The organism is Arthrobacter sp. zg-Y1110, from assembly GCF_025244865.1.
Taxonomy (GTDB): Bacteria; Actinomycetota; Actinomycetes; order Actinomycetales; family Micrococcaceae; genus Arthrobacter_B.
Genome location: NZ_CP104272.1, coordinates 1597963 through 1621807, shown reverse-complemented (window position 1 = coordinate 1621807; position 23845 = coordinate 1597963). Strand labels below are relative to the sequence as shown.

Genomic DNA, 23845 nt, shown 5'->3' with positions numbered 1-23845 from the left:
ACAAGGAGTTGGTGCTATGGGTCAGCTTTCACCGTGGTGCCGGGCGCGGGCGGCAATCGCCTTGGCGCCGACGGCGGTGAACTCGCCGATGGTTTCGGCCGGGGATGCGTGCTTCACGAGGGCCTCGCCCACCAGCACGGCGTTGGCTCCGTTGGACGCGTAGTGCTCGACGTCGGCAGCGTCACGGACGCCGGATTCGGCAATCACCACGGGACCGGCGGGAATGCCGCCGGCCAGGGAGGCGAACACCGAACGGTCTACGTCGAGGGTTTTCAGGTTGCGCACATTGATGCCGATGATCCGTGCACCCAGGGCCAGGGCCCGGTCCACTTCTTCGGCGGTGTGGGTCTCGACGAGGGCATTCATGCCCAGCTCGTGCGTGAGGTCCAGGAAGCGGCGCAGCTGCTCGTCCTCCAGCGCCGCGACGATGAGCAGGATCAGGTCCGCACCGTGGGCACGGGCTTCCCAGATCTGGTACTCGTCGACGGTGAAGTCCTTGCGCAGCACGGGGATGCCGACGGCGGCGCGCACCGCATCCAGGTCCGCCAGGGATCCGCGGAACCGGCGCTGTTCGGTGAGGACGCTGATGACGGCCGCTCCGCCGCGCTCATAGGCTGCGGCGAGGGAAGCGGGGTCGGCGATGTCGGCGAGCTCGCCCTTGGAGGGGCTGCTGCGCTTGACCTCGGCGATGACCCGCAGTTCGGTCCGCGGCTGAGCGTTGCCGCCCAGTGCTGCGTAGGCGTCCAGCGGTGCCGTTGCCTGCAGCGCCTGCGCGCGGACCTGTTCAAACGAGACACTTTGCCGGCGTTCGGAAAGGTCTTCCCGAACGCCGGCAATGATGTCATCGAGAACGCTCACTCAGTGGCTGCTGTTCTTCAGCTTCGATCCGTTGACGCCGTAGCCTGCCTTGCGCATGATGAAGCCGACCAGCAGGCCGATCAGCATCACGGCGATGCCGGCGAAGAAGCCGACGAAGCTGGCCATGATGTAGGCAACGGAGGACACAGCGGCGCCGATGATCATAATCAGCACGCAGGTCCAGGCTGCGGGGGTGTTGCCGTGCCCGATGGTTTCATCGTGGATGCTGGCGTGGCTTTCGCCCTCGTTTTCCTGGCCGGCTCCCAGGTGCTGTTCGGTGCTGCTTGTGCTCATGATGAATCTCCTCGTTAACGAATCTGGTTTCCATTCTGCCATTACTGGGAGGAAACCCTTTCACATATTGCGCCGGTGTTCGGCGCAATCTGGTGGCTGTGGGGGGAAACCTACTTGGGGTCGGTCGGGTCCTCGCCCCGCGTGAGCCGGTCCCAGCTGTCGATTTCATCGACGGGCGGGCCTGCCCCGGCGTCCTTTTGGTTGCGTACATCCGGGCTGGTGCCGGTGCCGGCTGCATCGGCATCGGTGGCCGCGCCGTCCGGCTCCGCCGTGGGGGCGTAACGGCGCGACGTCGTCCAGTGCCGGCCCGCGAGGGCGAGCCAGATACCCGCGAGGGCAATGAGGATGCCGATGACCAGTGCGGCGTAGGGCATGGGTGTCAGTTCCACCTGCGTGCCCTCGGCGGAGCTGACGCCGATGGCCTTGCCGATGGCTCCGGCCGCCCCCTGCAGGGGGTCGGCGATGATCCGGGAGCTCGCTGCGGCCACTCCCACGCCGGAAACCACGATGATGACGCCGATGATCCAGCGGGCAATCCGCCCGGCGATTCCTGCGGCCAGGGCGGCGGCCACTCCCACCACGGCAAACGCGGTGACGGCGGTGGCGGCATCGCTGCCCGAGACGGCGACGTCGGGCGTGACGACGTTCGCGGCGGGCAGGGTGACGTTCAGCCAGGTGCGGGTGGTTGTGCCGAAGGCCAGTGCCGCCAGCAGGACGGTCGCCATGATGACGATGCCCTTGCGCTGCCAGCGGGGGGTGGTGGTGCTCACTTGTCTGCTTCCTGTGCGATGGTGCCGGCGTCGGTTTCGGCGGGAGGTGCCGGGACGGTCTCCAGCGATCCGGCGAGGAGGGCGGCCCGCAGTGGCGCGGCCGCCTTGTTGACGGTTTCCAGCGCTTCGGCTTCGAGGTCCGAGTCGTTGACGATGCCGCCGCCGGCCTGGACGTATGCCTTGCCGTCGCGCAGCAATGCGGAGCGGATGGCGATGGCCATGTCCATATCTCCGGCGAAGTCGAGGTAGCCCACGACGCCGCCGTATATGCCGCGGCGGTGCGGTTCCACTTCGTCCAGCAGGCGGAGGGCGCGGGGTTTGGGCGCGCCGGACAGCGTTCCGGCCGGGAACGTCGCGGCGAGCACGTCATAGGCGGTGGACGTGTCTGCGAGCCGGCCGACGACGGTGGAGACCAGGTGCATGATGTGGCTGAACCGCTCCACCTCCATGAACTGGGTGACGTCGATGCTGCCGGGGCGGCAGACCTTGGACAGGTCGTTCCGGGCCAGGTCCACCAGCATCAGGTGTTCGGCCCGTTCCTTCTCGTCTTCCAGCAGTTCCTCGGCCAGCGCCCGGTCCAGTTCGGAGGTCTTGCCGCGGGGCCGGGAGCCGGCAATCGGGTGCGTGATGACATCCCGGCCGGTCACGGTGACGAGCGCTTCCGGGGAGGAGCCCACCACGTTGAACGGGTTGCCGTGCGCGTCCTCGAAATTGAACAGGTACATATACGGGCTGGGGTTGGTGGTGCGCAGCACCCGGTAGACGTCCAGCGCCTCGGCCCGGCATTCGGCCTCGAAGCGGCGTGAGATGACCACCTGGAAGACCTCGCCGTCCACGATGGCCTGCTTGCCGCGCTCCACCGCCCGGGTGTATTCGGGCTTGGGCCAGCTTTCCTTCACGTTGGCGGCGACGTCGACGGCGGTTCCCGGCGCCAGCACGGACACGGCCTGCGGGGTGGGTGCGGCGAGCCGGCCGAGCATCGTGCGGACGCGGGCCACGGCGTCGTGCCATGCTTCGTCCACGCGTTCGTCGGAGCCGTCGAAGTTGATGGCGTTGGCCACCAGCGTGACGGTGCCGTCGCTGTTGTCGTGGATGGCCATGTCCGAGACCAGGTTCATCGCGATCTCGGGCAGGTCCAGGTCATCGGCCGGCGGGTTGGGCAGTTTCTCCCAGTGCCGGACGGTTTCCCAGCCGACAAAGCCGACCATGCCGGAGGTGAACGGAGGCAGCTCGTCGAAACGGTCGGTGGCCAGCAGCTCCACGGTGCGGGCCAGGGCCTCGACCGGGCTGCCGTCCACGGGGACGCCGGCGGGCGGTTCGCCGAGCCAGTGCGCCTTGCCGTCCAGCGTGGTCAGGGTGGCGCGGGACCGGGCGCCAATGAAGGAGTACCGGGACCAGACGCCGCCGGACGCGGCCGATTCCATCAGGAAGGTGCCGGCCTCGCCGTTGGTGAGCTTGCGGTAGATGCCGATGGGGGTGTGTGCGTCCGCCAGGACCGTCAGGCGCACGGGAATTACCCGGCGGTCGGCGGCCAGGGCCCGGAATTCCTCCAGGGTGGGGCGGATGGCTCCTAGATCCTGCATGGTGGTGTTCCTACTTCTTCCCTAAGAGATGGGTGGAGCGGGTCTATGCGGCGCCGACGACGGCGGGCAGCTCACGGCCGTCGAAGCAGGTGCGGGTGCCGGTGTGGCAGGCCGCCCCCACCTGGTCCACGCGGACCAGCAGGGCGTCGCCGTCGCAGTCAACGGCTACGGACTTCACCCACTGCACGTGTCCGGAGGTGTCCCCCTTGCGCCAGTATTCCTGCCGGGAGCGGGACCAGAACGTCACCCGGCCCGTGGTGAGGGTGCGGTGCAGGGCCTCGTCATCCATCCAGCCGAGCATCAGGACCTGGTTCGTGTCGTACTGCTGGATGACGGCGGCCACCAGCCCGGCGTCGTCGCGCTTCAATGACGCGCTGAGCTCGGGATCGAGGGAAGCCGGCGGATTCTGGGGGGAAGGTGTGGGAAGCATCGCTACCGATTCTACTGCCCGGCGGAAAAACGCCGCCAACACGTTCTTTTGGGGCTGCAGCCCCGGCGAAAGACCGGGTTCCATGCTAGTTTCAGCAGTGATGCATTTTGTTGATCCGTCCCGTGAAGTCCTGGCCGAGACGCTGCTTGCAGCCGGGCCCAATGCACCCACGCTTTGCGAGGGGTGGCAGACCAAGGAGCTCGCAGCTCACCTCTATCTGCGCGAGCACCGGATGAGTGCTGCCCTGGGCACGTTCATCAAGCCCCTTGCCGCGCGCGCGGACAAGGCGCTGGAGGAAACCGCGCAGAAGGCGTCCACCACTGAGAGTTACGCCAAACTGGTCCGTGCCTTTCGTGCCGGCCCGCCCCGCCTCTCCCCCATGCACCTGAAATCCGTGGACAACAGCGCCAACCTCAGCGAGTACTTTGTGCACACCGAGGACATTCGGCGTGCCTCCGACCGCTGGGCGCCGCGTGCCCTGGACTCGGACTATTCGGACGCCCTCTGGGCCGAACTGATCAAGCGCGCGGCCATCCTGTACCGCGGCGTGGACCTGGGCATTGTGCTGGTCCGTCCGGACGGCCCCCGGCATGTGGCCAAGCGCGCTCCGGTTTCGGTGGCGATTGTCGGCGAACCCTGCGAGCTGCTGCTGCACGCCCACGGCCGCACCGGGCATGCCCTGGTGATGTACGAGGGCCAGCCCGACGCCGTCGCGCTGCTGGAGAGCGCGGAAATCGGGCTTTAGGTTTTAGTTGTTGGAAGGGCGTTCCGCGTTTGCGGTGCGCCCTTCCTGCTTTCCGGCGCTGGTTGCTTTCCAGTTATCCCGTTCGCGGCGCTCTCCGCGGGATTTCTGCCGGTTCATAGTGCAGTAGGTGCTGCCCGCCAGCCGGCCAAGCAGCATCTACTGCACTATCAACGTCGAACGAGCCTGTACACCCGGTGGGTGCCCGAATCCGCTGGCGGCAGGTCCAGCGCCTGTGGTTAAGAGTTCGTTGTACAGATAAGGGGCCCATTCCGCGCCGATAAGCCCGTCATCTGTACAACCAACGGCGAAGACACCCGGATCAGCCCGTTATCTGTACAACCAACGGTGAAGACGCACCGGGGAAGGGCATCGCTGCCTAGCGGCTTGTCACGGAGAACCTCCGGCCGGGGCCATGATATTTGGGGCACCTGTATTGACAGTCGGCCTGCCCTCTCTGGATCTTGGGCGTGTGTCCATGCCAAACTTCAGCGCCGAACGGTGCTGCGCCTGCGCCGTGAGACGCCGCGCATTCTCTGGCCCAGACACGCTGGTTCTCTCGCCGACCACCACTAGGAGATACGCATGAGCCGTGTACGCGTTGACCTGAATATCTCGCTCGACGGTTTCGCCACAACAACGGACCAGACTCCGGAGAACCCGTTCGGCGACGACTGGGGGCGCCTCACCGCCGCGTACGCCGCCACCCGCACCTTCCGTCAGCGGGTGCTGCACGACGAAAGCGGCGAGGGAACCACCGGCGTCGACGACCGCTATGCCGAGCGCTACTTCGAGGACATCGGTGCGGAGATCATGGGCGCAGGCATGTTCGGGCTGCATGCGAACCCTGATGACCCGGACTGGCGCGGGTGGTGGGGCGAGGACCCGCCCTTCCATGTGCCCGTCTATGTGCTGACGCATGAGCCGCGGCAGCCGCTCGAGATGGCGGGAGGCACCACTTTCCAGTTCCTCACGGCAACACCCGAGGAGGCGCTGGATACTGCCGCCGCGGCCGCCGGCGGCGGAGATGTACGGGTCGGCGGGGGCGCGTCGACCTTGCGCGATTTCCTTCGGGCAGGCCTCGTCGATGACCTCCACGTCGGCATTGCGCCGATCATCCTGGGACGCGGCGTGCGGCTCTGGGATGACCTGCGCGGCCTGGAGGCGGACTGCCAGGTCATCTCGGAGTCAGCACCGAGCGGCACCACGCATGTCACGTTCCGGCGTGGAGAGCGGTCCTGACGCCGCCTGGTCTGCAACTGGATTGTAGAGAACCCGCACGCACGCAAAAAGGGGCGGCCCCCTTAGCAAAAGGAGGCCGCCCCTGAGACAGGAGTCCAGGTTAGCCGGCGGGGTCGACGTCGGGTTTCCCCGAACTGTGCCCGGCTGCTGCCGCCCTGGCCTCACCGTCCTCATGTCCGTCCTTCTTGCCGAAGGGCAGGACCTTTTTCAGCGGGTGCAGAATCGCCATGACAACCAGGCCCCAGGCCAGTCCGACGATGGCCGAACAGAGCGTGTTCACGAGCCAGCCCAGGATGCCGCCCACAACCGCAAGGCCGGCCACCGGATGTTCAAGGGCGTGGACCAGGTCGTACGGTGCGTGCCAGCCGAGGTCGGAGGCACCGACGAGCATAATGTGCCCGCCTACCCACAGCATGGCGACGGTTCCGACCAAGGTGATGACTGCCAGCACGGCGGGCATGCCCTTCACCAGGAGTCCGCCGAGGCGCTGAGAGCCTGCCGATTCCTTCTTGGCGAGATGCAGGCCGATGTCGTCCATTTTGACGATCAGCCCCACGGCCCCGTACACGAGGATGGTGATCGCAATGGCCACAACCACGAGGATGGCAGCGCGGGCCCAGATGGACGCATCGCCCACCTCGTTCATGGAGATGACCATGATCTCGCAGGACAGGATGAAGTCGGTGGTAATGGCTCCCTTGACCACCTTGGACTCGGCGCCGGGCCCCCGCTCTACCGCCGGCGCCTCCTTGTCCTCGTGGTGGCCGAAGAACTTGTGCCAGACCTTCTCTGCACCCTCGTAGCAGAGGTACGTGCCGCCCAGCATGAGAATGAACGGGATCACTCCCGGAATGAAGGCGCTGATCAGCAGCAGTGCCGGCAGGATGATCAGCAGCTTGTTCCGGAGCGACCCCCAGAAGATCTTCTTGATCATCGGGAGTTCACGGGACGGGTCGGCACCGGATACGTACTGGGGGGTCACGGCGGCATCGTCAATGACGACGCCGGCAGCCTTGGCTCCCGCCTTCGCGGCTCCGGCAGCAATGTCATCCACGGAAGCCGCGGCTATGCGTGCAAGCGCGGCAACGTCATCCAGCAGGGCAACGAGTCCCCCGCTCACAGTCCGGCTCCATGATGCGGGACGGGCAGGTGTTCGTAGATGGCGCCCTCGAGACGCAGAATTGGCATGTGCCCAATTATAGGCGGGCAGTGACTACGGCGGTTGACGCCGGCTTTACACGGATGGTGTTTCCTCCGGTACCCACCTTGCCCTTACATCCCCCGTTGCCCGCACCAAACCTGGCTACACCTTAACGCAGAAACGCCCCGCCAAACGGAGGGGCGCCTCTGCTGTCAACTAACGGATTAGATAGTCGCCGCGTCAATGACGAACCGGTAGCGGACGTCGGACTTCAGCACACGCTCGTAGGCGGTGTTGATGTCCTCGGCCTTGATCAGCTCGATCTCGGGGGCAATGTTGTGCTCGGCGCAGAAGTCCAGCATTTCCTGGGTTTCGCTGATGCCGCCGATGTTCGAGGCGGCGTAGGAGCGCCGCTTGCTCATCAGGGTGAAGACAGAGATGGGCAGTGCCTCGGGCGGAGCACCCACGCTGACCATGGTGCCGTCCAGGCGCAGCAGCGACAAGTACTGCTGCAGATCGATCGGCGCGCTGACCGTGTTGATGATCAGGTCAAACGTGTTCGCGAGCTTCTCGAACGTGCTCTCATCGCTGGTGGCGTAGTAGTGCTCGGCACCGAAACGAAGGCCGTCTTCCTGCTTGCTCAGCGTCTGGGACAGCACGGTGACCTCGGCACCCATGGCGACGGCGATCTTGACGGCCATGTGGCCGAGTCCGCCCATGCCGACGACGGCGACCCGCTTGCCCGGCCCGGCGTTCCAGTGTGCGAGGGGTGAGTAGGTGGTGATGCCTGCGCAGAGCAGCGGAGCGGCTGCTTCGTACGGGATGCTTTCCGGAACGCGGAGCACGAAGCCGTCATTCACGACGATGGAGGTGGAGTAGCCGCCCTGGGTGATGGTGCCGTCGCGGTCCTTGCTGGCGTACGTACCGACATTGCCGTTCAGGCAGTAGTTCTCCATGCCGGCCTGGCAGTTTTCACATTCACCGCAGGAGTTGACCATGCAGCCCACACCTACGCGGTCGCCGACCTTGTGGGCGGTGACGTCGGTGCCGACCTCGGCCACGGTGCCTACGATTTCGTGCCCGACGACCTGCGGGTACGCGATGGGTCCCCATTCGCCGCGGACGGTGTGGATGTCCGAGTGGCAGACACCGGCATAGGCGATGTCGATGAGGACGTCATGCGGGCCGACCTCGCGGCGTTCGATCGTGGTGGGGACCAGCGGATCGGTGGCGGAGGTGGCTGCGTAGGCGCGTGCGGTTGTCATATTTCTCCAAGCTGTGGGGGAACAGTGCCATAGGGCACTTAAAGCACAAGTCCGATCCGGCGTCGTTTATTTCCGCGGGGTGCCGACGACGGCGGATCCGGCTCGCTTTGAGCCCAGCCGCCGGTATGCCAGACCGATGCCGCCGCAGACCAGGTAAGCCGCGCCAATGGACAGCCATCCGGCGAGGAAGCCGCCGGAGTATTGAAGCAGCAGGCCCATGGCCAGCGGGCCCAGCGCGAAACCGGAGTACATGCCCAGCGAGACGGCCCCGGACGCCGCGCCCACCCGCTCCCGGGGAACCTCGCGCAGGACGCCCGCCATCACCACCACGTTCACGCCGAGCACGGAAGCGCCGTGGAAGACGACGCCGGACCACAGCAGCGCGGGCGCTCCGGTCTGTCCGGCAGCGAGGAGCAGGGCTGCACCGCAGACCGCACCGGCAGCCAGGATCAGCAGCAGGGTGGAGGCGCGGACGCCGTCGGCCATCCGCCGCCCCCAGAGCACCCGGGAGGTCACGCCGACGACGCCGGCCACCGCCGCCGTGACACCGCCCATCAGCAGCGAAAAGCCGATCTCCCGCTGGGCGAACAGGGGCAGGTAGACATTGGTGGCCTGCATGCCGGCGCCGGAAAACAGTGCGAACGCGGCCAGCAGCCAGACCGCGGCGGGGAATTTCCGGTCCGCGGGCTGCCCGGGGGCGCGCGGTGCAGGGAGCCGTGGTTCGGGCGGCAACCGGTACCACGCGTACGCGAGCAGCAGGAGCAGGACTACGACGGCGCCGACGGCGGCCCCGCGCCATCCGGCGATCAGGGCGGCGGCCGGGAAGAAGAGACTGGAGAACAGCTGGCTGGCCTGCACGCCGGACTGCTTGATCCCCATCCAGCCGGGCCGTTTACCTGGTTCGACCGCGTGGATGATGATCCGGTTCGTAGTGGGGTTGGAGATGGCCTGCGCGGGGCCGGAAAGCAGCACGGCGGCCAGCAGCCAGAAATAGTTACCGGACAAGGCGGCGAAGCCCAGGGCGAAGGCGGTGCCGCCGAACATGATCAGCAGCTGGGAGCGGGCGCTGATCCGGTCGCTCAGCCGGCCCAGCCACATGGAGGACACCGCTGCCCCGGCGAAACAGGTGGCGGCCAGAAGTCCGAACTGTGCATCGCTGATCCGCAGGTCCGCCATGATCAGAGTGCTAGTGGCGGAGAGTCCGTAGTTCATCATCGGGCCGGCGCCCATGGCGCAGACCAGCACAAAAAGCAGGCCGGGTCCGGCGGTGGAGCGCACGCTTATCCCTTCGTGGAGTAACAGGACCCATTGTGGCCCGTGAACACGAAGGTTACCGAGTGCGACAGCCGGGGCGTCCGGATATCATTGATGGGCACCCGCCCCACTTCACTGCTAGGAACCCGAACCCGTTGAACAAGAAATCACTCAAGGATGACGGCTTCACCGGTTTCCGGCCCATCGACGGTCTGGACATCAACCGGATCCCGCAACGTCAGGGCATTTTCGCCGTGCTGCGGCCCGAGGGGTTCGAACCGCGGTTCCGCAAGGAAAGCACGGCCGGGGTGTTCAAAAAGAAGAAGCCAACCCTGTCCCGGGATGAGCTCGCCGCCGAGTGGGTGGCGGATGCCGACGTGCTGTTTCTCGGCAAGGCCAGCGCCGGCAGCCAGGGCAACCGCGGTCTGCGTCGGCAGATCTCCGAATTCGTGGACTTCGGCAGGGGAAAGCCGCCGGGGCACTGGGACGGTCGGCTGATCTGGCAGCTGCTCGATGCAGAGGATCTTCTGGTGGCGTGGAAGGAACTGCCGCCCGACGCACTCAACCCGGCCCTCGCAAAGTACCAGGCGGAGTTTGTCCGGTCCTACGGTCGGCTGCCCTTCGCCAACCTCGTCCAGGCCCGCGATTAACTCCTGCTCGAGCTGCTTGCGGTCCCTACGCGCTCATCCCAGCAATACCCGGTTATCCTCGTCGGCCGGGCTGAGCTTCTTGGTGAACAGCACATATTCGCCGTCCTGGCCCGTGGCCTCAAAGCCCGCGGCCTGGTAGAGCAGGTGAGCCTGGTTGGTTCGGTAAACACCGAGTTCCACAACGCGGGCTCCGCCTGAGCTGGCCTTCTGCTCGAACGCATCCAGAAGGAGCCGCCCGAGACCTTGGCGACGACGGCCGTCGAGGACACTGATCGAGACCAGGGTCGCGGTGTCACCGTCGAGGCTCCACATCACATACCCGAGCGGGTGTCTGTCTTCATCAACGCAGAAGAGCGTGTTGGGAAGGCAATCGATCCAGAGTTCGAGGTTCTGGTCGAGAACTGTCAGCCACCCCAGGAGTGCGTCAGGTTCGATGGTCTCCATGTACTCGCGCTCCTGGCGGAGGATGAATGGCAGGTCGCTTACTTCGGCGGGTCGCAGGCGTGTAGGCATAGTCATGGACGTGAGCATGCCACATTCATCCGCTCTCACAGCAGAAGAGAAGCAGCCCCGCGCGCCCTCACGGCCGGGGCCGACCGTGAGGGGTTTCCGGCAGCTGCTAGCGGACGTCGAACCCGGCGTCGCGGATGGCCTGCTTGACCTGGTGGATCGCATCGTCCGGGCCGAAGTGGAACACCGAGGCGGCCAGGACGGCGTCGGCCCCGGCAATCACGGCGGCCGGGAAGTGCTCGGGCTTGCCGGCGCCGCCGGAGGCGATGAGCGGCACGTCGACTGCGGCGCGGACGGCCCGAATCATCTCGATGTCGAAGCCCTCGCGGGTGCCGTCGGCGTCGATGGAGTTCAGCAGGATCTCCCCCACGCCCCGGTCGGCCGCCTCCTTCGCCCAGGCGACGGCGTCGATCCCGGTCCCGGTGCGCCCGCCGTGGGTGGTGACTTCGAAGCCCGACGGCGTGGCGCCGTCGTGCGTGCGCCGGGCGTCCACGGAGAGCGTCAGCACCTGCGAGCCGAAGTGCCGGGTGATTTCGTCAATCACGTCGGGACGGGCGACGGCGGCGGTGTTGATGGAGGCCTTGTCCGCGCCGTAGCGCAGCAGCCGGTCCACGTCCGCGATGGTGCGCACGCCCCCGCCGACGGTCAGCGGAATGAAGACCTCCTCGGCGGTCCGGGCGACGACGTCGAACGTGGTGTCGCGGTTGCCGGAGGAGGCGGTGACGTCGAGGAAGGTCAGTTCGTCGGCGCCGGCACGGTCATACCGGTGCGCGAGCTCCACCGGGTCGCCGGCGTCGCGCAGGCCTTCGAAGTTGATCCCCTTGACCACCCGTCCGGCGTCGACGTCCAGGCAGGGGATAACGCGGATGGCAACACTCATGGCGTGTGTCCCCTTCCCTAGATCCGGCAGGCGTGGATGCTGCTGACCAGGATGGCGCGGGCGCCGATGTCGTAGAGCTCGTCCATGATCCGGTTGGTGTCGGATTTCTTGATCATGGAGCGCACGGCCACCCAGTCGCTGTTCTGCAGCGGGGAGACGGTGGGTGATTCCAGGCCCGGGGTCAGGGCGGCGGCCTCGTCCACGAGGTCCTTGCGGACGTCGTAGTCCATCATCACGTACTGGCGTGCCACCAGGACGCCGCGGAGGCGGCGGATCAGCACGTCGACGCCGGCGGGGCTGGCACCCTTGCGGCCGATCAGCACGGCCTCTGACTTCAGGATCGGTTCGCCGAAGATTTCCATGCCGGCGGCGCGGAGGGTGGTGCCGGTTTCGACGACGTCGGCAATCGCGTCGGCGACGCCGAGGCGCACGGAGGATTCCACGGCGCCGTCGAGCCGGACCACGGAGGCGTTGATGCCGCGTTCGGACAGGTAGGAGCGCAGCAGGCCGTCGTAGCTGGTGGCCAGGCGCTTGCCTTCGAGCTGGTCAATGGAGGAGAAGTCCCCCACCGGGCCGGCGAAGCGGAAGGTGGAGGCGCCGAAGCCGAGGTTCATCAGTTCTTCGGCGTCCACCTGCGCGTCCAGGAACAGGTCGCGGCCGGTGATGCCGACGTCGAGCGTTCCGGCTCCGACGTAGACGGCAATGTCGCGGGGGCGGAGGAAGAAGAATTCGACGTCGTTATCGGGGTCCACCATGACCAGTTCGCGGGTGTCGCGGCGCTGGCGGTAGCCCGCCTCGTTGAGCATGGCGGAGGCGGATTCGGACAGGGCACCCTTGTTGGGTACGGCTACACGGAGCATGGGAGCATCTTTCGCTGGAAGTTTTTTCGCTGAATTAGGGAGTAGTTCAACCGGCGGGCCACACACTGACAAGGTCAGCGCGCGGCTAGAGATGCTTGTAAACGTCCTGCAGGGTCAGGCCTTTGGCCAGCATCAGGATCTGGAGGTGGTAGAGCAGCTGGGAGATTTCTTCGGCGCATTCGGCATCGGATTCGTATTCGGCGGCCATCCACACTTCGGCGGCCTCCTCAACAACCTTCTTACCGATGCCGTGCACGCCCGACTCGAATTCGGCCACGGTGCGTGACCCGGCGGGGCGGTCCTGAACTTTCTGGCTCAGCTCGGCAAAGAGGTCTTCGAAGGTTTTCACAGTGACAAGGGTACGCTGTGGCGCCGGGCGGGGCGGAATCGTGGGGCGTGGTGGGTCGTCATGTTGCATCTGGCATCCCCGCTCAGTGCTGCAGCAGCAGACTCCGGGTGTCCGGTGAAAAAGCATTATCAAAGACCGCGCAGGCAGCACCGATGGCTCCCACGTCCGTACCGAACGCCGTCCCCTCTACCCGGATGTCCGAGGCGTGCGGGGCTACGGTCAGTTTCCGCAGGGCAGCCGGCACCAAGGCAAGATACGTCTCGGAGAGCATCGGCCAGTACGGACCGCCGAAGACCACGCGGTCGAAATCCAGGGCATTGGTCAACACCGAGACGGCCTTGGCCACGCGCGTCGCTGAACGGTCGATGATCGCGCCGGCACCGGAATCGCCCCGGCGCGCTTTCGCACAGAGCTCCAGGAAAGCCTCCTCGACGGCGGAAGGGTCCGTTTTGTCGACCGGCCCCCGATGGACGCCGGCCCGGACGGCTTCCTCAACCAGGTTCTGCGGCATGCACGTCACGGCCACACAGCCCCGCAGACCGCAGAAGCACACCGGCCCGTCCGGGTCGACGACGATGTGCCCCACCTCCCCCGCGTTCTGGCTCGTCCCCCTCAGCACCGCACCGCCGGAGACAAGCCCCATGCCGATGCCGGTGCCCAGGTACACGAAGATGAAGTTTTCCGGCGACTCGCTGTGACTGCCCCAGATTTCTGCAATCGCCGTAGCGGCTACGTCCTTTTCGAGGACGACAGGGAAGCCCGTGGCCGTGCTGAGCGCTTTCCGCAGCGGAACCCGTTCCCATCCGAGCAGGTGCGGCGGATCGACCACAATACCGTGGTCGGAATCTATTGGCCCGGGCGAGGCGACGCCGACGCCCAGCACGCGCCGTGCGTCCACTTCGGTTTCCGTGAGCAGGTCCGACACCGCCTCCACCATCACGCTGATCACGGCATTGGCATCCATCGGCTGCGGCGTCCGCCGCGTCGAATGGGAAACCACCCGCCCGCTCAGGTCGAGGATCACGGTGGTGATGACAGCCGGGTCAAGGTGCACACCGATAGCGAAGCGTGCCGAGGGATTGAGTGTGAGGAGTGTCCTCGGCTTGCCGGGACCCAGCTGGATCTTTCCCGACTCGAGAATGAGCCCCTCATCCAGCAGACGGCGCGCAATATTGGACAGTGTCTGTGCGGAGAGCCCTGAAATATTCGCCAGCTCCACCCGGCTGAGCCCATTGGGAGAGCGCCGGATCGCGTCGAGGACCACTGTTTGGTTGAACCCGCCCATCCGCGGAAGGTTCGTGCCCCGGCGGGTCGCGGCTCGCTGTGTAGCGCTCAGGGCACAACCTCCGTTGGACGTGTCGACCTCACCGGCCGGGGACACCAAATCTTAGCGTGACTAGCTCAAACGGCCGGAGCACAAGCTCGGTGTTGTTCGCGTCGCTTTTCCGCAGCGCGGAACTTTCCCGGGGGCGCTCCAGCAGATCGGTTTCCGTAACGCCGTTATGGCTGAAATCGGTCGTCAGGGTCCCCCGCGCCCTCGTCCCGTGGGCCTCGTAAACGCGCACAATAACGTCGCCGGAACCATCCTCGGCCAGCTTGACCGCTTCCACCACCAGGGCCGGGTTGTCCAACCGCACGAGGGGGTCCACCGTGGTGCGTTCCACCCCGCCGATGGTGCGCAGGGGAAGATTCAGCCGGTACCCCTCAGCAACGGCCTCAGGGATGCCTGCGCCCAGAACCACTGAGGTCGCCATCCGGTGGCTGCCCTGGTCCGCCGCCGGGTCAGGGAACACCGGTGCCCGCAGGAGTGACTGCCGCACTGTTGTGGTGGTGGCCCGGCCGGAGTGTGCAGAGCGGGTGATGTCGTGCCCGTAGGTGGAATCGTTGGCTACCGCCACCCCGTAGTCGGGCTCCCCGACGTGGACCCAGCGGTGGGCAACTGTCTCAAAACGGGCCGCATCCCAGGAGGTATTCGCGTGCGTCGGCCGATGGATATGCCCGAACTGGATTTCCGACGTCGCGCGTTCGGCATGGATATCCAGTGGAAAGGCGAGTTTGAGGAGTTTTTTCTGTTCATGCCAGTCCACCTCGGTGCTGATCTCCAGCCGCGGCGCCCGGCTGTCGAGGGAAAGGTACTGGACCACCTGCGAGGAATTGAACGTGCGCTCGATCCGCAGCGCCGTCCCCGCGGGACCGTCCACGATCTCCAGGGCGGATACGTCCACCAGATCGACGGTGTTCCGGCGGTAGTGCTCATCGATGTCCCACGCATCCCACTGCGTCGGGGTGTCGCGGTGCAGCTGCAGCAAGTTGGCGGCGGAACCGGACGGAACGACTTCCCGGTCGGCAATCTTGTCGTACATCGAGCGGATGAGCCCGGCTTGGTCAACGAAGATCCGGACGGCATCGTTTTCAAGGACGAACCCGTCCCCGGCCCGGGACACGTTCCGCTTTTCCGGAGCGGGCTCGGGCCCGGCACCGAAAGCAGCTATTCCCGCTACTGGATAAGGGGACGCGTTGAGTACGGCGGCGACCGGACCGCGGCCCAGGAGTTCATGCGCCGCCGCCTCGATGATCGTTCCCAACGTGGCTGCCACCTCGGCGTAGTTACGCTCGGCCTCCTGGTATACCCAGGCGATGGACGTCCCCGGCAGAATGTCGTGGAACTGCTGCAGAAGCACGGTCTCCCAGGCCTTCCTTAACTCCTCCGCCGGGTAGGGCGCCCCCGCCCGGACAGCAGCGGTTGCCGCCCACAGTTCCGCCTCGCGCAGCAGGTGCTCGGAGCGCCGGTTGCCGCGCTTGGTCCTGGCCTGGGAGGTGTAGGTGCCGCGGTGGAATTCCAAATACAGCTCACCGGACCAGACCGGCGGCTCGGCATACTCCGCCTCGGCGGCCTCGAAGAAGGTGCGCGGGCTGGACAGCTCAACGGTGGGAGACCCTTCGAGGGACCGGGTGCGGCGCGCAGCGGCGATCATTTCCCGGGTGGGGCCGCCGCCGCCGTCGCCGTGGCCGAAGGGAACCATCGACGTCGTACCGTTGCCCTTTTCCGCGTATTGCCGCTCGGCCCGCGCGAGTTCCGCGCCGCCCAGGTCCGAGTTGTAGGTATCGACCGGCGGGAAGTGGGTGAATATCCGGGACCCGTCGATTCCCTCCCACCGGAAGGTGTGGTGCGGCATCCTGTTGGTTTCGTTCCAGGAAATTTTCTGGGTGAGGAACCAGCGTGCGCCGGCTGCAGCCATGATCTGCGGCAGCGCAGCGGAGTAGCCGAAGGAGTCCGGCAGCCAGACCTCCTCGCAGTCAATCCCGAACTCCCGCAGGAAAAACCCCTTGCCTGCCACGAACTGCCGCACCAGCGCCTCCCCGCCCGGAAGGTTGGTGTCAGATTCGACCCACATACCGCCCACTGGAACGAAGTTGCCGGCGGCGACCTTTTCCTTCACACGCGCGAAAAGCTCCGGATAGGACTGCTTAAGCCAGGCGTATTGCTGCGCCGACGACGCGGCGAAAACGAAATCCGGGTTCTCATCAATAAGGTCGCAGACGTTGGAGAAGGTGCGCGCCACCTTGCGGACCGTCTCCCGCGTCGGCCAGAGCCAGGCCGAATCGATGTGCGCGTGCCCGACGGCGTGCAGATGATGCGCGCTTGCCGCGGCGGGTTGGGCGAGCACCGGCTGGAGGATGCGCCGGCCGACGGCGGCGGTCCCGGACACGTCATCCGGGTCCATGGCGTCCACCATGCGGTCCAGGGCACGGAGGATTTCTGCGCGCCGCTGCGAAGACTCGGGCAGCTCCCCCATGAGTCCCATCAATGCCTCTACGTCCTGCTGGAGTTCCCATACCGGCAGGTCGAGGAGCCCCGCCTCGATCTGCGCCAACCGGTACAGCCGGGCATCCCCGGCGGTCGCCTTGTCCCCATAGGGTGTCGGGATGAAGAGGAAATCCTGGGCAACATTCGGATTGGCAGCTGCTTCAATATAGAGGTCGATTTCGCCGCCCGCGCCGACGTCGAGCCGGACCGCGCGGTTGAGCGGTTCCACCCCCTTGATGATGGTCCCCGAGGAAGAATAGACGGTCCCCTCAGCCTGGAACCCGGGCTGCTGGGCGGTGAATCCCAGATCGACAACGAGCTCGGCGCGGGTGTCCTTTTCCTCCGCCCAGGCTGCGGGCACCTTACCTTCCGCGTGGAACCACACCGTGCCCCAGGGCTTCCCCCAAACCATGCCGTGCCGGGCCGGCAGGAACTGCTGCCCGACGGCGGTGGCGAACGGTACGGGCTCATCGGGAACCTCCCAGAAGGCCAGATCGAGCGGCTCGGTGCGGCGGTAAAGGGCCGGCACAAGCCGTTCGCCGCGGAACCGCCGGACGCGGGCTTCAACAAGGGTGGCGTCATAGTGCATGGGGTGCTGCCTTTCGAGGCTGGTAAGGAGGGAGGCCGGCGCGCGGGGGTCAGCCCTTGAGCGCTCCGGCGGTGGCGAAGGACCCGCCGATGCCCTTGGTGACGATGACGTAAAGAACGATCACGGGCAGGGAATACAACAGTGAAAAGGCAGCCAGCTCACCGTAGGCAACGCTCCCGTACTGCCCGAAAAAGTTGAAGACGGTGACGGCCGCAGGCTGCTTGTGGCTCGACAGCAGCAGGATGAACGGGATGAAGAAGTTTCCCCATGCCTGGATGAACACGAAGATGAACACCACCGCCAGACCCGGCCGCATCAGGGGTACGACGACGGTGCGGAGCGCCTTCATGGAGCTGGCCCCGTCAATCCACGCCGCTTCCTCCAGGCTCACGGGCACCGAATCCATGAAGTTCTTGGTCATCCAGATGGCCATCGGAAGGGACGTTGCAGCCATGAAGAGCGCAACGGCGGGCACACTGTCGAGCTGCCCCAGCCGGACGAACATGCTGTACACCGGGACCATCATGGCCGTGATGGGCAGCCCCGTGCCGAACAGCACCCCGTACAGGAACGGCTTGTTGTAGCGGGCCTGGTAGCGGGACAGCGGATACGCGGCGAGGACGGCCGCAAGGACGGTGATCACAGCGCATCCGGCCGAGAGCAGGAAGCTGTTCCACAGCGGCCACAGGGTTTGTCCCGGCGTCAGCACCGCGGAGAAATTCGCCAGCGAAAACCGCTCGGGCATCGCCAGCGACGCACTCGCCCCGGGATCGAGGGAGGCAAGAACCAGCCAGGCCAGCGGCAGCAGGAAGCAGGCCGCAATAGCGAGCAGCACACCGGAGGCTGCGGCCTTCGACGCACGGCGTTGTGTGGTGGCGGTCCCGGCGCTCATGCGTTCCCTCCCGGCTTGAGGATACGGATATAGAGGAAGGAAAAAACCGCCCCCAGGAGCAGCATCACCGTCGCTATGGCGGTGCCGTAACCGATCTTCCCCAGGCCAAACGCTTCAGCGTAGGCGAACAGTGGGAGCGTGGTGCTGCGCTGATTCGGGCCGCCGCTGGTCATCACGAAAATCAAGGTGAACACGGACAGCGTCTGCAGGGTGATCAGCATGAGGTTCGTCGAGATGCTGTTGCGGATCATCGGGATGGTCACAAAGGCCAGACGTTTCCAGCCGCCGGCACCATCAATGACGGCTGCCTCGGTGATTTCAGGGGCAACGTCATTCAGGGCGGCCTCGTAGATCATCATCGAGAACGCCGTCCCGCGCCAGATGTTCGCGAGCACCACGGCGGCCAGTGGATAGGCAAAAAGCCATTCAACCGGTTCGAGCCCGGCCAGGCCCGTGAGCGCGTTCAGTGTCCCGTCACTGCTGAAAAATGCATAGCAGGCAAAGGCAGCAACGATTTCCGGCAGCACCCAGGCTGTGACCACCGTCGTCGCAACGATCGAGCGGACCATTTTCGGTGCGTTGGCAGTCATTAATGCCAACGCCAGGCCGAGGAAGTTCTGGCCAATGACCGCCGAGACCAGCAGGAAAACAACGGTCAGCCAGAGCGCGTTCGGGAAGTCCGGGTCCGTCAGCAGCGCCACGTAGTTGTCGATGCCGATGAAACGGGGTTCGGAAGCCGCTCTGCCCGAAAGCGCCGCATTGGTGAATGAACCCCAGATGGACCACAGGACCGGACCGAGCATAAACAACAGGAGCAGGACGACGGCCGGCGCCAAGGGGACGGCGCGCCGGATCGAGCGTCCCCTGGAGTGACGCCGCCCGGCAGGAACGGTGGACCGCACCGGATGGCGCGGCCCCCGCTCCTGCACCGGCTGGGTGGGAGTGGTTGTCATCCCCGGCTGACATTCTCTTCGCCTACGAGGGAAGTGACGGCTTCGTCATATGCCGCCGCAGCCTCGTCCACCGATTGTTCGCCGGTCATGACCGCTTCCATGGCCTGCTGGATGTTCCCGGAGATCTCTGCGTAGTCGGAGGTGGTGGGGCGGTAGTGCGTCACTTCCACCAAGTCGCTGAAGAATCCGCTGACCGGACTGGATTCGGTGAAGGCCGGATCTTCCGCGACATCGCTGCGCACCGGAACCTGGGACGCGTTTACGTTGTAGGACAGGCTGTTGTCCTTGTTTAACGCGGTGCTGATGAAGTCGAAGGCCAGGTCCGGATCCTGGGTCCCGGCGCCGACCGCGAGGGTCCAGCCGCCGGACATGCTGGTGGCGCCCGGCTCACCGCCGTCCTGGGTGGGCATCGGTGTCACCCCCATCACCTCGGACCATTCGGGCCAGGGGGTCGGACCGTCCTCGAGCCAGTTCCCGGCAATCCATGAACCGTCGATCGAGGCGCCCACTTTGTTTTCCGGGTACCACTCGCCGTTGAGTTGCTGGTAATAGGTGGAATCAAGGGCTGTCGCGACGTCGGGTCCCAGCCCACCGGTGTAAACGTCGGAGATGAACTGCAGGGAGTCCTTGAAGCCCTGCGAACCGACAATCCACTTGCCTTCGTCAGTGTCGTAAAGGGTGTCGTCCGTGCCATAGAGAAGCATCTCGAAGCCCTGCATCGACGCTGCTTCACCCATGCCGGTGCCGGAATAGATATTGAAAGGCACGGCGTCGGGATCTGCTGCTTTTACCGCTTCTGCCGCGGCCAGAATGTCTTCCCAGGTCTGGGGCTCCCAGGGTACGGGCAGGCCGGCCTGTTCAAAGACGACTTTGTTGTACCAAAGCGCGCGGGTGTCAGTCCCCATCGGTACTGCATAGGTCTTGCCGTCGGATCCGAGTCCGGCCTGTTTTGCGCTTTCGATGAAGCCGGTGTCCCAGTCTTCCCACTCGGCAAGATAGTCATCCAGCGCCAGCAGATAGCCCGCTTCCGCGTCCGGCCGGACCCTGAAGCTGTCTTCATAGAAGACGTCCGGTGCGGTGTCCGGGGACCGCTGCATCAGGGACAACTTGGTGGCGTAGTCGTTTTCCTCTGCTTCGATCGGCTCCAAGTTGACTGTGACGTCCGGGTTAGCCGCTTCGAAGTCTTCCTTGGCTTGCTGCATCAGTGCGTCAACCTGCGTATACGCACTGGTTTTCTGGTATGCGACGGTGATCGATCCCCCGTCTGCGTTTTCTCCTCCCCCGCTTCCCTCCGGCGCGCAGCCACTGGCTCCGAGGACCAGAAGGACGGTGGTGGGCAATGCCCAGGACATGGACCTTCGCATGGTGCTCCTTTGCTCCATTCGCGACCCACGCTGTCTGAGCAACCGTCCGCTGTGACAGGAACCCAAAATGTGTGGGAGGCGGCCCGGGTACATATCAGCCGCCGTGCGGATAAGTAAAGCGACTGGACTAATTGCTGTCAACGGTTGTTGGGAACCAAGATCCCATCGAATTCGCCGCCCTGCGCGGCGTACCCTGAGCTATGGAATCCGAAGTCCGGAATCTTCCGCTTCACACCGGCATCACGGTGCCCTGTCTGGTCCAGGGCGACGCCGATGCACCACCGGTATTGCTGTTGCATGCCTGGGCTGAATCCCGCCGGAGCTTTGACCGCCTATTGCCTGGTTTGGCGGGCTTCCGGATTTACGCTCCGGACCTCCGTGGCCAGGGCGATGCCGACAAACCGCAGGACGGATACTCGCTGGCGGAGCAAGCCGAGGACGCCGCCGCGGTTCTGGATGCGCTGGAGGTGCCGACGGCGTCGGTCCTTGGCTCCTCGAGCGGCGGCTATGTGGCCCAGCAGTTGGCCGTGGATCACCCCGACCGGGTGGCGGCGCTTGTGCTGGTGGGCGCCCCTTTGACTCTGAAGGGCCGGCCCGGGTTCGCCGACGACGTCGACGGCCTGACTGATCCCGTCGCCGAGGACTGGGTGCGCGGTTTCCTCGCCTGGTTTCCCCTCATCCAAGAGGTTCCCCCCTGGTTCATCGAGGACCGGGTGCGTGACGGCGTCAAGATGCCCGCCCACGCGTGGCAGCTCAGCCTGCGTGGCTTGTACACGGCCGTGCCGCCGACCGAAACGGGAGCCATCGAGGTTCCCACGCTGATCCTGTGGGGCGGGCAGGACAGCCTGCTCCCCCGCGCGGACCAGGACACCCTGGCCGCCAAAATTGACGGCGCAGAACTGAAGATCTATCCCGATGCCGCCCACTTGGTCTTGTGGGAATGCCCGGAACAGGTGGCAGCGGATGCGGCGGCGTTCCTGGCTTCCCTCGCTTGAGGCCCGGTCCCGCCCGCAAACCCGTCAGGCGGCGGCAGGTACCCGACGCGCCGTGCCGCGGTTGAGCGCCAGATGCCCGCCCAGGAACCCGGAACCCGCCAGAACCGCATTGCCCGCAAGGGCCAAGGCCACGCCCAGCCCGTGCCGGCCGCGGGTCCGGGCGATCAGTGATCCGAGGTTGGCAAACACAGCCACATCGGTCCCCAGAGCATGAACGGCGCCGATTCGACGCGCGTCGCCGGTCATTCCCGCCCAGTCGCTGGCGCCGGCGATAGCGGTGGGCACCGCCGCGGCCAGCCCCGCGCCCACCAGGACGGTGGCACCGTGCCGTGACTGGGGTCCGCCCGCCACATCGAGGATGGACGCGCTGCCCCAGCAGCCAAGCGTCAGATCGGTGAGCGGCGGATGGATCGAGTGGCCCAGGACGCCGGTATGGAACGGGCTTTTCCGCGCCCACTCGAGAACCGGCTTATAGAGGAACTCCTGCGCGGCGGCAACGCGTTCCGAGACCGGGCTGGTGCCCACGGCCCGGGCCAGACGCAACGGCAGCGAAACTTCTTCACTCACGCTTATTGACGCTACGCCCGCCGGGCACAGCTGCAAAGGCTCCGCCAAAACCCGCGGAGTCGGCCGCGGAACCTGCCCCGCGCCGTCATGTCGAAATCCCCTCCCCCGTTCCGTCCCCGGTACGAACACAGCCACAATGGCTGTGTCGTGGGGGAACAGTTGCAGTTGAACAAGGGAGACCGTCATGGCCAAGTACCTGTTGCTCAAGCACTACCGCGGCGCACCGGAAGCGCTCAACAACGTACCGATGGACCAGTGGACACCTGACGAAGTCGCGGCACACATGCAGTTCATGGCGGACTATGCCGAACGGCTGCAGGCCAACGGCGAATACGTGGAGGGCCAGGCCCTCTCCCCCGAAGGAACCTTCGTACGGTACGACGGCGAGGGCCGGCCTCCGGTGACTGACGGACCCTTCGCGGAAACCAAGGACCTGATCGCCGGCTGGTTCGCAATCGACGTGGACGGCTATGACCGCGCGCTCGAACTGGCCGGAGAGCTGTCCGCAGCACCGGCCGCCGGCGGCAAACCGCTCCACGAGTGGATCGAGGTCCGTCCGTTCCTGGCCGCCCCCGTCACGATCACGGAATAACCGCTCGTGGAGGAAAGCCGGCTGCGGGTTCTCACCCCGCAGGTCATCGCCGTCCTCGTCCGCCGCGGAGCCGACTTCGCGGCGGCCGAGGACGCGGTGCAGGACGCCCTGCTCGAAGCCCTGCGCACGTGGCCGGAGAATCCGCCCCGGGATCCCAAGGGCTGGCTGGTCACCGCCGCGTGGCGGAAGTTCCTTGATGCCACGCGTGCGGAGTCGTCCCGCCGCCGTCGTGAACTAAAGGTCGACGGCGAACCCGCGCCCGGCGTCGTCGCTTCCACTGACGACACGCTGCAGCTGTATTTCCTCTGCGCCCACCCGTCGCTGTCCCCGTCCTCGGCGGTGGCGTTGACACTGCGTGCCGTGGGCGGGCTGACCACCCGGCAGATCGCCGCCGCGTATCTGGTGGGCGAGGCGACCATGGCGCAGCGGATCAGCCGGGCCAAACGGACCGTGGCACGCGTCCGCTTCGATACGCCCGGCGACGTCGCCACCGTGTTGCGGGTGCTGTACCTGGTCTTCAACGAGGGCTACTCGGGCGACGTCGACCTGGCCGCCGAATCCATCCGCCTCACGCGCCAGCTGGCCGCCGCCGTCGACCATCCGGAGGTGCGGGGACTGCTGGCGCTTATGCTGCTGCACCACGCCCGCCGGGCTGCACGGACCGACGACGGCGGACGGCTTGTTCCGCTGGCCCAGCAGGACCGCAGCCGCTGGGATACCCGGGGAATCATTGAGGGCGTGGCCATCCTGCAGCGGGCCCTGGCCCGTGACCGGCTGGGCGAGTACCAGGCCCAGGCTGCCATTGCGGCCCTGCACGCGGACGCCCAGAAGGCGGAGGACACCGATTGGCCGCAGATTGTCCAGTGGTACGACGAACTGGTCCGGCTCACGGGCAGCCCGGTCGCCCTGATGAACCGGGCCGTCGCCGTCGGGGAGGCGGACGGGCCGCGTTCCGGCCTGGCCGCGCTGGCGGAACTGGATCCGTTGCTCCCCCGGCACACCGCGGCTCTGGCGTACCTGCATGAGAAGGGCGGCGACGTCGAACAGGCCGCGCGGCTATACGCGGAGGCGGCGCTGCTGGCGCCGAACCTGGCCGAGCGCGACCACCTGACCCTGCAGGCGGCGCGGCTGAATGCTGCTGACCGGAACAGGCCCGGGTGAGTCGGGCTGCTCGTCGGCGACGCCCGTTCCCCGCCTTTCCGCGGCCACCCGGGAGTTCGATAGAATTGACGGCTCCCCCACCAACACCAAAGCACC

Annotated in this window: 24 protein-coding genes; 6 read left to right on the top strand and 18 right to left on the bottom strand. The window is 66.1% G+C overall.

Features of this window, described 5'->3' with window-relative positions; translation table 11 throughout:
- Positions 1–21 precede the first annotated feature (21 nt).
- From trpC to hisI, 5 genes are all read right to left on the bottom strand, one after another.
- A complete protein-coding gene (gene trpC / locus N2K99_RS07570; RefSeq protein WP_227933389.1) occupies positions 22–858 on the bottom strand; it encodes an indole-3-glycerol phosphate synthase TrpC in 837 nt (278 codons plus the stop codon).
- A complete protein-coding gene (locus N2K99_RS07565; RefSeq protein WP_227922063.1) occupies positions 859–1152 on the bottom strand; it encodes an HGxxPAAW family protein in 294 nt (97 codons plus the stop codon).
- A 110-nt stretch (positions 1153–1262) separates the two neighbouring features.
- The gene (locus N2K99_RS07560) at positions 1263–1922 is read right to left on the bottom strand and encodes a Trp biosynthesis-associated membrane protein (protein WP_227933388.1); all 660 of its coding nucleotides are present in this window, start codon (positions 1920–1922) and stop codon (positions 1263–1265) included.
- Positions 1919–3505 carry an anthranilate synthase component I gene (locus N2K99_RS07555; protein ID WP_227933387.1) on the bottom strand — a complete coding sequence of 529 codons (1587 nt, stop codon included), beginning with the start codon at positions 3503–3505 and terminating at the stop codon, positions 1919–1921. The genes N2K99_RS07560 and N2K99_RS07555 overlap by 4 nt, the downstream gene beginning before the upstream one ends.
- Positions 3506–3548: 43 nt before the next feature.
- Positions 3549–3935, bottom strand: a complete 387-nt coding sequence (gene hisI / locus N2K99_RS07550; RefSeq protein ID WP_227933386.1) for a phosphoribosyl-AMP cyclohydrolase — start codon at positions 3933–3935, stop codon at positions 3549–3551.
- Positions 3936–4035: 100 nt separating this feature from the next.
- Between hisI and N2K99_RS07545 the strand changes: the two genes are divergently transcribed.
- Both N2K99_RS07545 and N2K99_RS07540 read left to right on the top strand, forming a co-directional pair.
- Positions 4036–4680, top strand: a complete 645-nt coding sequence (locus tag N2K99_RS07545; protein ID WP_227922799.1) for a TIGR03085 family metal-binding protein — start codon at positions 4036–4038, stop codon at positions 4678–4680.
- Between the two features lie 582 nt (positions 4681–5262).
- A complete protein-coding gene (locus N2K99_RS07540; RefSeq protein ID WP_227933385.1) occupies positions 5263–5919 on the top strand; it encodes a dihydrofolate reductase family protein in 657 nt (218 codons plus the stop codon).
- Between the two features lie 100 nt (positions 5920–6019).
- On the opposite strand, the gene N2K99_RS07535 is transcribed toward N2K99_RS07540, so the two are convergent.
- The 3 genes from N2K99_RS07535 to N2K99_RS07525 all read right to left on the bottom strand — a co-directional run bounded on the left by N2K99_RS07535 (position 6020) and on the right by N2K99_RS07525 (position 9603).
- Positions 6020–7039: a DUF808 domain-containing protein gene (locus N2K99_RS07535; protein ID WP_227933384.1), complete on the bottom strand. Its 1020-nt coding sequence runs from the start codon at positions 7037–7039 to the stop codon at positions 6020–6022.
- 245 nt (positions 7040–7284) lie between these two features.
- Positions 7285–8325 carry an NAD(P)-dependent alcohol dehydrogenase gene (locus N2K99_RS07530; RefSeq protein WP_227933383.1) on the bottom strand — a complete coding sequence of 347 codons (1041 nt, stop codon included), beginning with the start codon at positions 8323–8325 and terminating at the stop codon, positions 7285–7287.
- Between the two features lie 66 nt (positions 8326–8391).
- Positions 8392–9603, bottom strand: a complete 1212-nt coding sequence (locus tag N2K99_RS07525) for an MFS transporter (RefSeq protein ID WP_227933382.1) — start codon at positions 9601–9603, stop codon at positions 8392–8394.
- A gap of 131 nt (positions 9604–9734) precedes the next feature.
- Here N2K99_RS07525 and N2K99_RS07520 point away from each other — a divergent pair, with 131 nt between their 5' ends.
- Complete coding sequence (locus tag N2K99_RS07520) at positions 9735–10229, top strand: hypothetical protein (protein ID WP_227933381.1); 495 nt, start codon at positions 9735–9737, stop codon at positions 10227–10229.
- A gap of 33 nt (positions 10230–10262) precedes the next feature.
- Here N2K99_RS07520 and N2K99_RS07515 read toward each other — a convergent pair whose 3' ends face one another.
- From N2K99_RS07515 to N2K99_RS07475, 9 genes are all read right to left on the bottom strand, one after another.
- Positions 10263–10748, bottom strand: a complete 486-nt coding sequence (locus N2K99_RS07515; protein ID WP_227933380.1) for an N-acetyltransferase — start codon at positions 10746–10748, stop codon at positions 10263–10265.
- 100 nt (positions 10749–10848) lie between these two features.
- Complete coding sequence (gene hisF, locus N2K99_RS07510; RefSeq protein WP_227922083.1) at positions 10849–11619, bottom strand: imidazole glycerol phosphate synthase subunit HisF; 771 nt, start codon at positions 11617–11619, stop codon at positions 10849–10851.
- Between the two features lie 17 nt (positions 11620–11636).
- A complete protein-coding gene (hisG, locus tag N2K99_RS07505; protein ID WP_227922084.1) occupies positions 11637–12479 on the bottom strand; it encodes an ATP phosphoribosyltransferase in 843 nt (280 codons plus the stop codon).
- 85 nt (positions 12480–12564) lie between these two features.
- Positions 12565–12828, bottom strand: coding sequence for a phosphoribosyl-ATP diphosphatase (locus tag N2K99_RS07500; RefSeq protein ID WP_227933379.1), 264 nt, complete (start codon positions 12826–12828; stop codon positions 12565–12567).
- Between the two features lie 82 nt (positions 12829–12910).
- Entirely contained in the window at positions 12911–14113 is a 1203-nt protein-coding gene (locus N2K99_RS07495; RefSeq protein WP_227933378.1) for an ROK family transcriptional regulator, read from the bottom strand.
- 79 nt (positions 14114–14192) lie between these two features.
- Positions 14193–17225 (bottom strand): glycoside hydrolase family 38 C-terminal domain-containing protein, encoded by a 3033-nt coding sequence (locus N2K99_RS07490; protein ID WP_227933377.1) that lies wholly within the window; start codon positions 17223–17225, stop codon positions 14193–14195.
- Between the two features lie 49 nt (positions 17226–17274).
- The gene (locus tag N2K99_RS07485; protein WP_227933376.1) at positions 17275–18117 is read right to left on the bottom strand and encodes a carbohydrate ABC transporter permease; all 843 of its coding nucleotides are present in this window, start codon (positions 18115–18117) and stop codon (positions 17275–17277) included.
- Positions 18114–19070, bottom strand: a complete 957-nt coding sequence (locus N2K99_RS07480; protein WP_227933375.1) for a carbohydrate ABC transporter permease — start codon at positions 19068–19070, stop codon at positions 18114–18116. The genes N2K99_RS07485 and N2K99_RS07480 overlap by 4 nt, the downstream gene beginning before the upstream one ends.
- A complete protein-coding gene (locus tag N2K99_RS07475) occupies positions 19067–20434 on the bottom strand; it encodes an extracellular solute-binding protein (protein ID WP_227922092.1) in 1368 nt (455 codons plus the stop codon). The genes N2K99_RS07480 and N2K99_RS07475 overlap by 4 nt, the downstream gene beginning before the upstream one ends.
- Positions 20435–20634: 200 nt before the next feature.
- Here N2K99_RS07475 and N2K99_RS07470 point away from each other — a divergent pair, with 200 nt between their 5' ends.
- Positions 20635–21429 (top strand): alpha/beta fold hydrolase, encoded by a 795-nt coding sequence (locus tag N2K99_RS07470; RefSeq protein ID WP_227933374.1) that lies wholly within the window; start codon positions 20635–20637, stop codon positions 21427–21429.
- A gap of 24 nt (positions 21430–21453) precedes the next feature.
- Here the strand turns inward: N2K99_RS07470 and N2K99_RS07465 are convergent, their stop codons facing one another.
- Positions 21454–21996, bottom strand: coding sequence for a DUF2231 domain-containing protein (locus N2K99_RS07465; protein WP_227933373.1), 543 nt, complete (start codon positions 21994–21996; stop codon positions 21454–21456).
- Between the two features lie 184 nt (positions 21997–22180).
- Here N2K99_RS07465 and N2K99_RS07460 point away from each other — a divergent pair, with 184 nt between their 5' ends.
- Together N2K99_RS07460 and N2K99_RS07455 are read left to right on the top strand one after the other, a co-directional pair.
- Positions 22181–22588, top strand: a complete 408-nt coding sequence (locus N2K99_RS07460) for a YciI family protein (RefSeq protein ID WP_227933372.1) — start codon at positions 22181–22183, stop codon at positions 22586–22588.
- 6 nt (positions 22589–22594) lie between these two features.
- Complete coding sequence (locus N2K99_RS07455; RefSeq protein ID WP_227933371.1) at positions 22595–23749, top strand: RNA polymerase sigma factor; 1155 nt, start codon at positions 22595–22597, stop codon at positions 23747–23749.
- Positions 23750–23845: the final 96 nt, after the last annotated feature.

Excerpts from the sequence above, each read along its gene's own strand:
- N2K99_RS07565 (WP_227922063.1), bottom strand. The coding sequence starts at position 1,152 with ATGAGCACAAGCAGCACCGAACAGCACCTGGGAGCCGGCCAGGAAAAC.
- N2K99_RS07555 (WP_227933387.1), bottom strand. The coding sequence starts at position 3,505 with ATGCAGGATCTAGGAGCCATCCGCCCCACCCTGGAGGAATTCCGGGCC.
- hisI (WP_227933386.1), bottom strand. The coding sequence starts at position 3,935 with ATGCTTCCCACACCTTCCCCCCAGAATCCGCCGGCTTCCCTCGATCCC.
- N2K99_RS07545 (WP_227922799.1), top strand. The coding sequence starts at position 4,036 with ATGCATTTTGTTGATCCGTCCCGTGAAGTCCTGGCCGAGACGCTGCTT.
- N2K99_RS07540 (WP_227933385.1), top strand. The coding sequence starts at position 5,263 with ATGAGCCGTGTACGCGTTGACCTGAATATCTCGCTCGACGGTTTCGCC.
- N2K99_RS07530 (WP_227933383.1), bottom strand. The coding sequence starts at position 8,325 with ATGACAACCGCACGCGCCTACGCAGCCACCTCCGCCACCGATCCGCTG.
- N2K99_RS07515 (WP_227933380.1), bottom strand. The coding sequence starts at position 10,748 with ATGACTATGCCTACACGCCTGCGACCCGCCGAAGTAAGCGACCTGCCA.
- hisF (WP_227922083.1), bottom strand. The coding sequence starts at position 11,619 with ATGAGTGTTGCCATCCGCGTTATCCCCTGCCTGGACGTCGACGCCGGA.
- hisG (WP_227922084.1), bottom strand. The coding sequence starts at position 12,479 with ATGCTCCGTGTAGCCGTACCCAACAAGGGTGCCCTGTCCGAATCCGCC.
- N2K99_RS07495 (WP_227933378.1), bottom strand. The coding sequence starts at position 14,113 with ATGGGCGGGTTCAACCAAACAGTGGTCCTCGACGCGATCCGGCGCTCT.
- N2K99_RS07490 (WP_227933377.1), bottom strand. The coding sequence starts at position 17,225 with ATGCACTATGACGCCACCCTTGTTGAAGCCCGCGTCCGGCGGTTCCGC.
- N2K99_RS07485 (WP_227933376.1), bottom strand. The coding sequence starts at position 18,117 with ATGAGCGCCGGGACCGCCACCACACAACGCCGTGCGTCGAAGGCCGCA.
- N2K99_RS07480 (WP_227933375.1), bottom strand. The coding sequence starts at position 19,070 with ATGACAACCACTCCCACCCAGCCGGTGCAGGAGCGGGGGCCGCGCCAT.
- N2K99_RS07475 (WP_227922092.1), bottom strand. The coding sequence starts at position 20,434 with ATGCGAAGGTCCATGTCCTGGGCATTGCCCACCACCGTCCTTCTGGTC.
- N2K99_RS07470 (WP_227933374.1), top strand. The coding sequence starts at position 20,635 with ATGGAATCCGAAGTCCGGAATCTTCCGCTTCACACCGGCATCACGGTG.
- N2K99_RS07460 (WP_227933372.1), top strand. The coding sequence starts at position 22,181 with ATGGCCAAGTACCTGTTGCTCAAGCACTACCGCGGCGCACCGGAAGCG.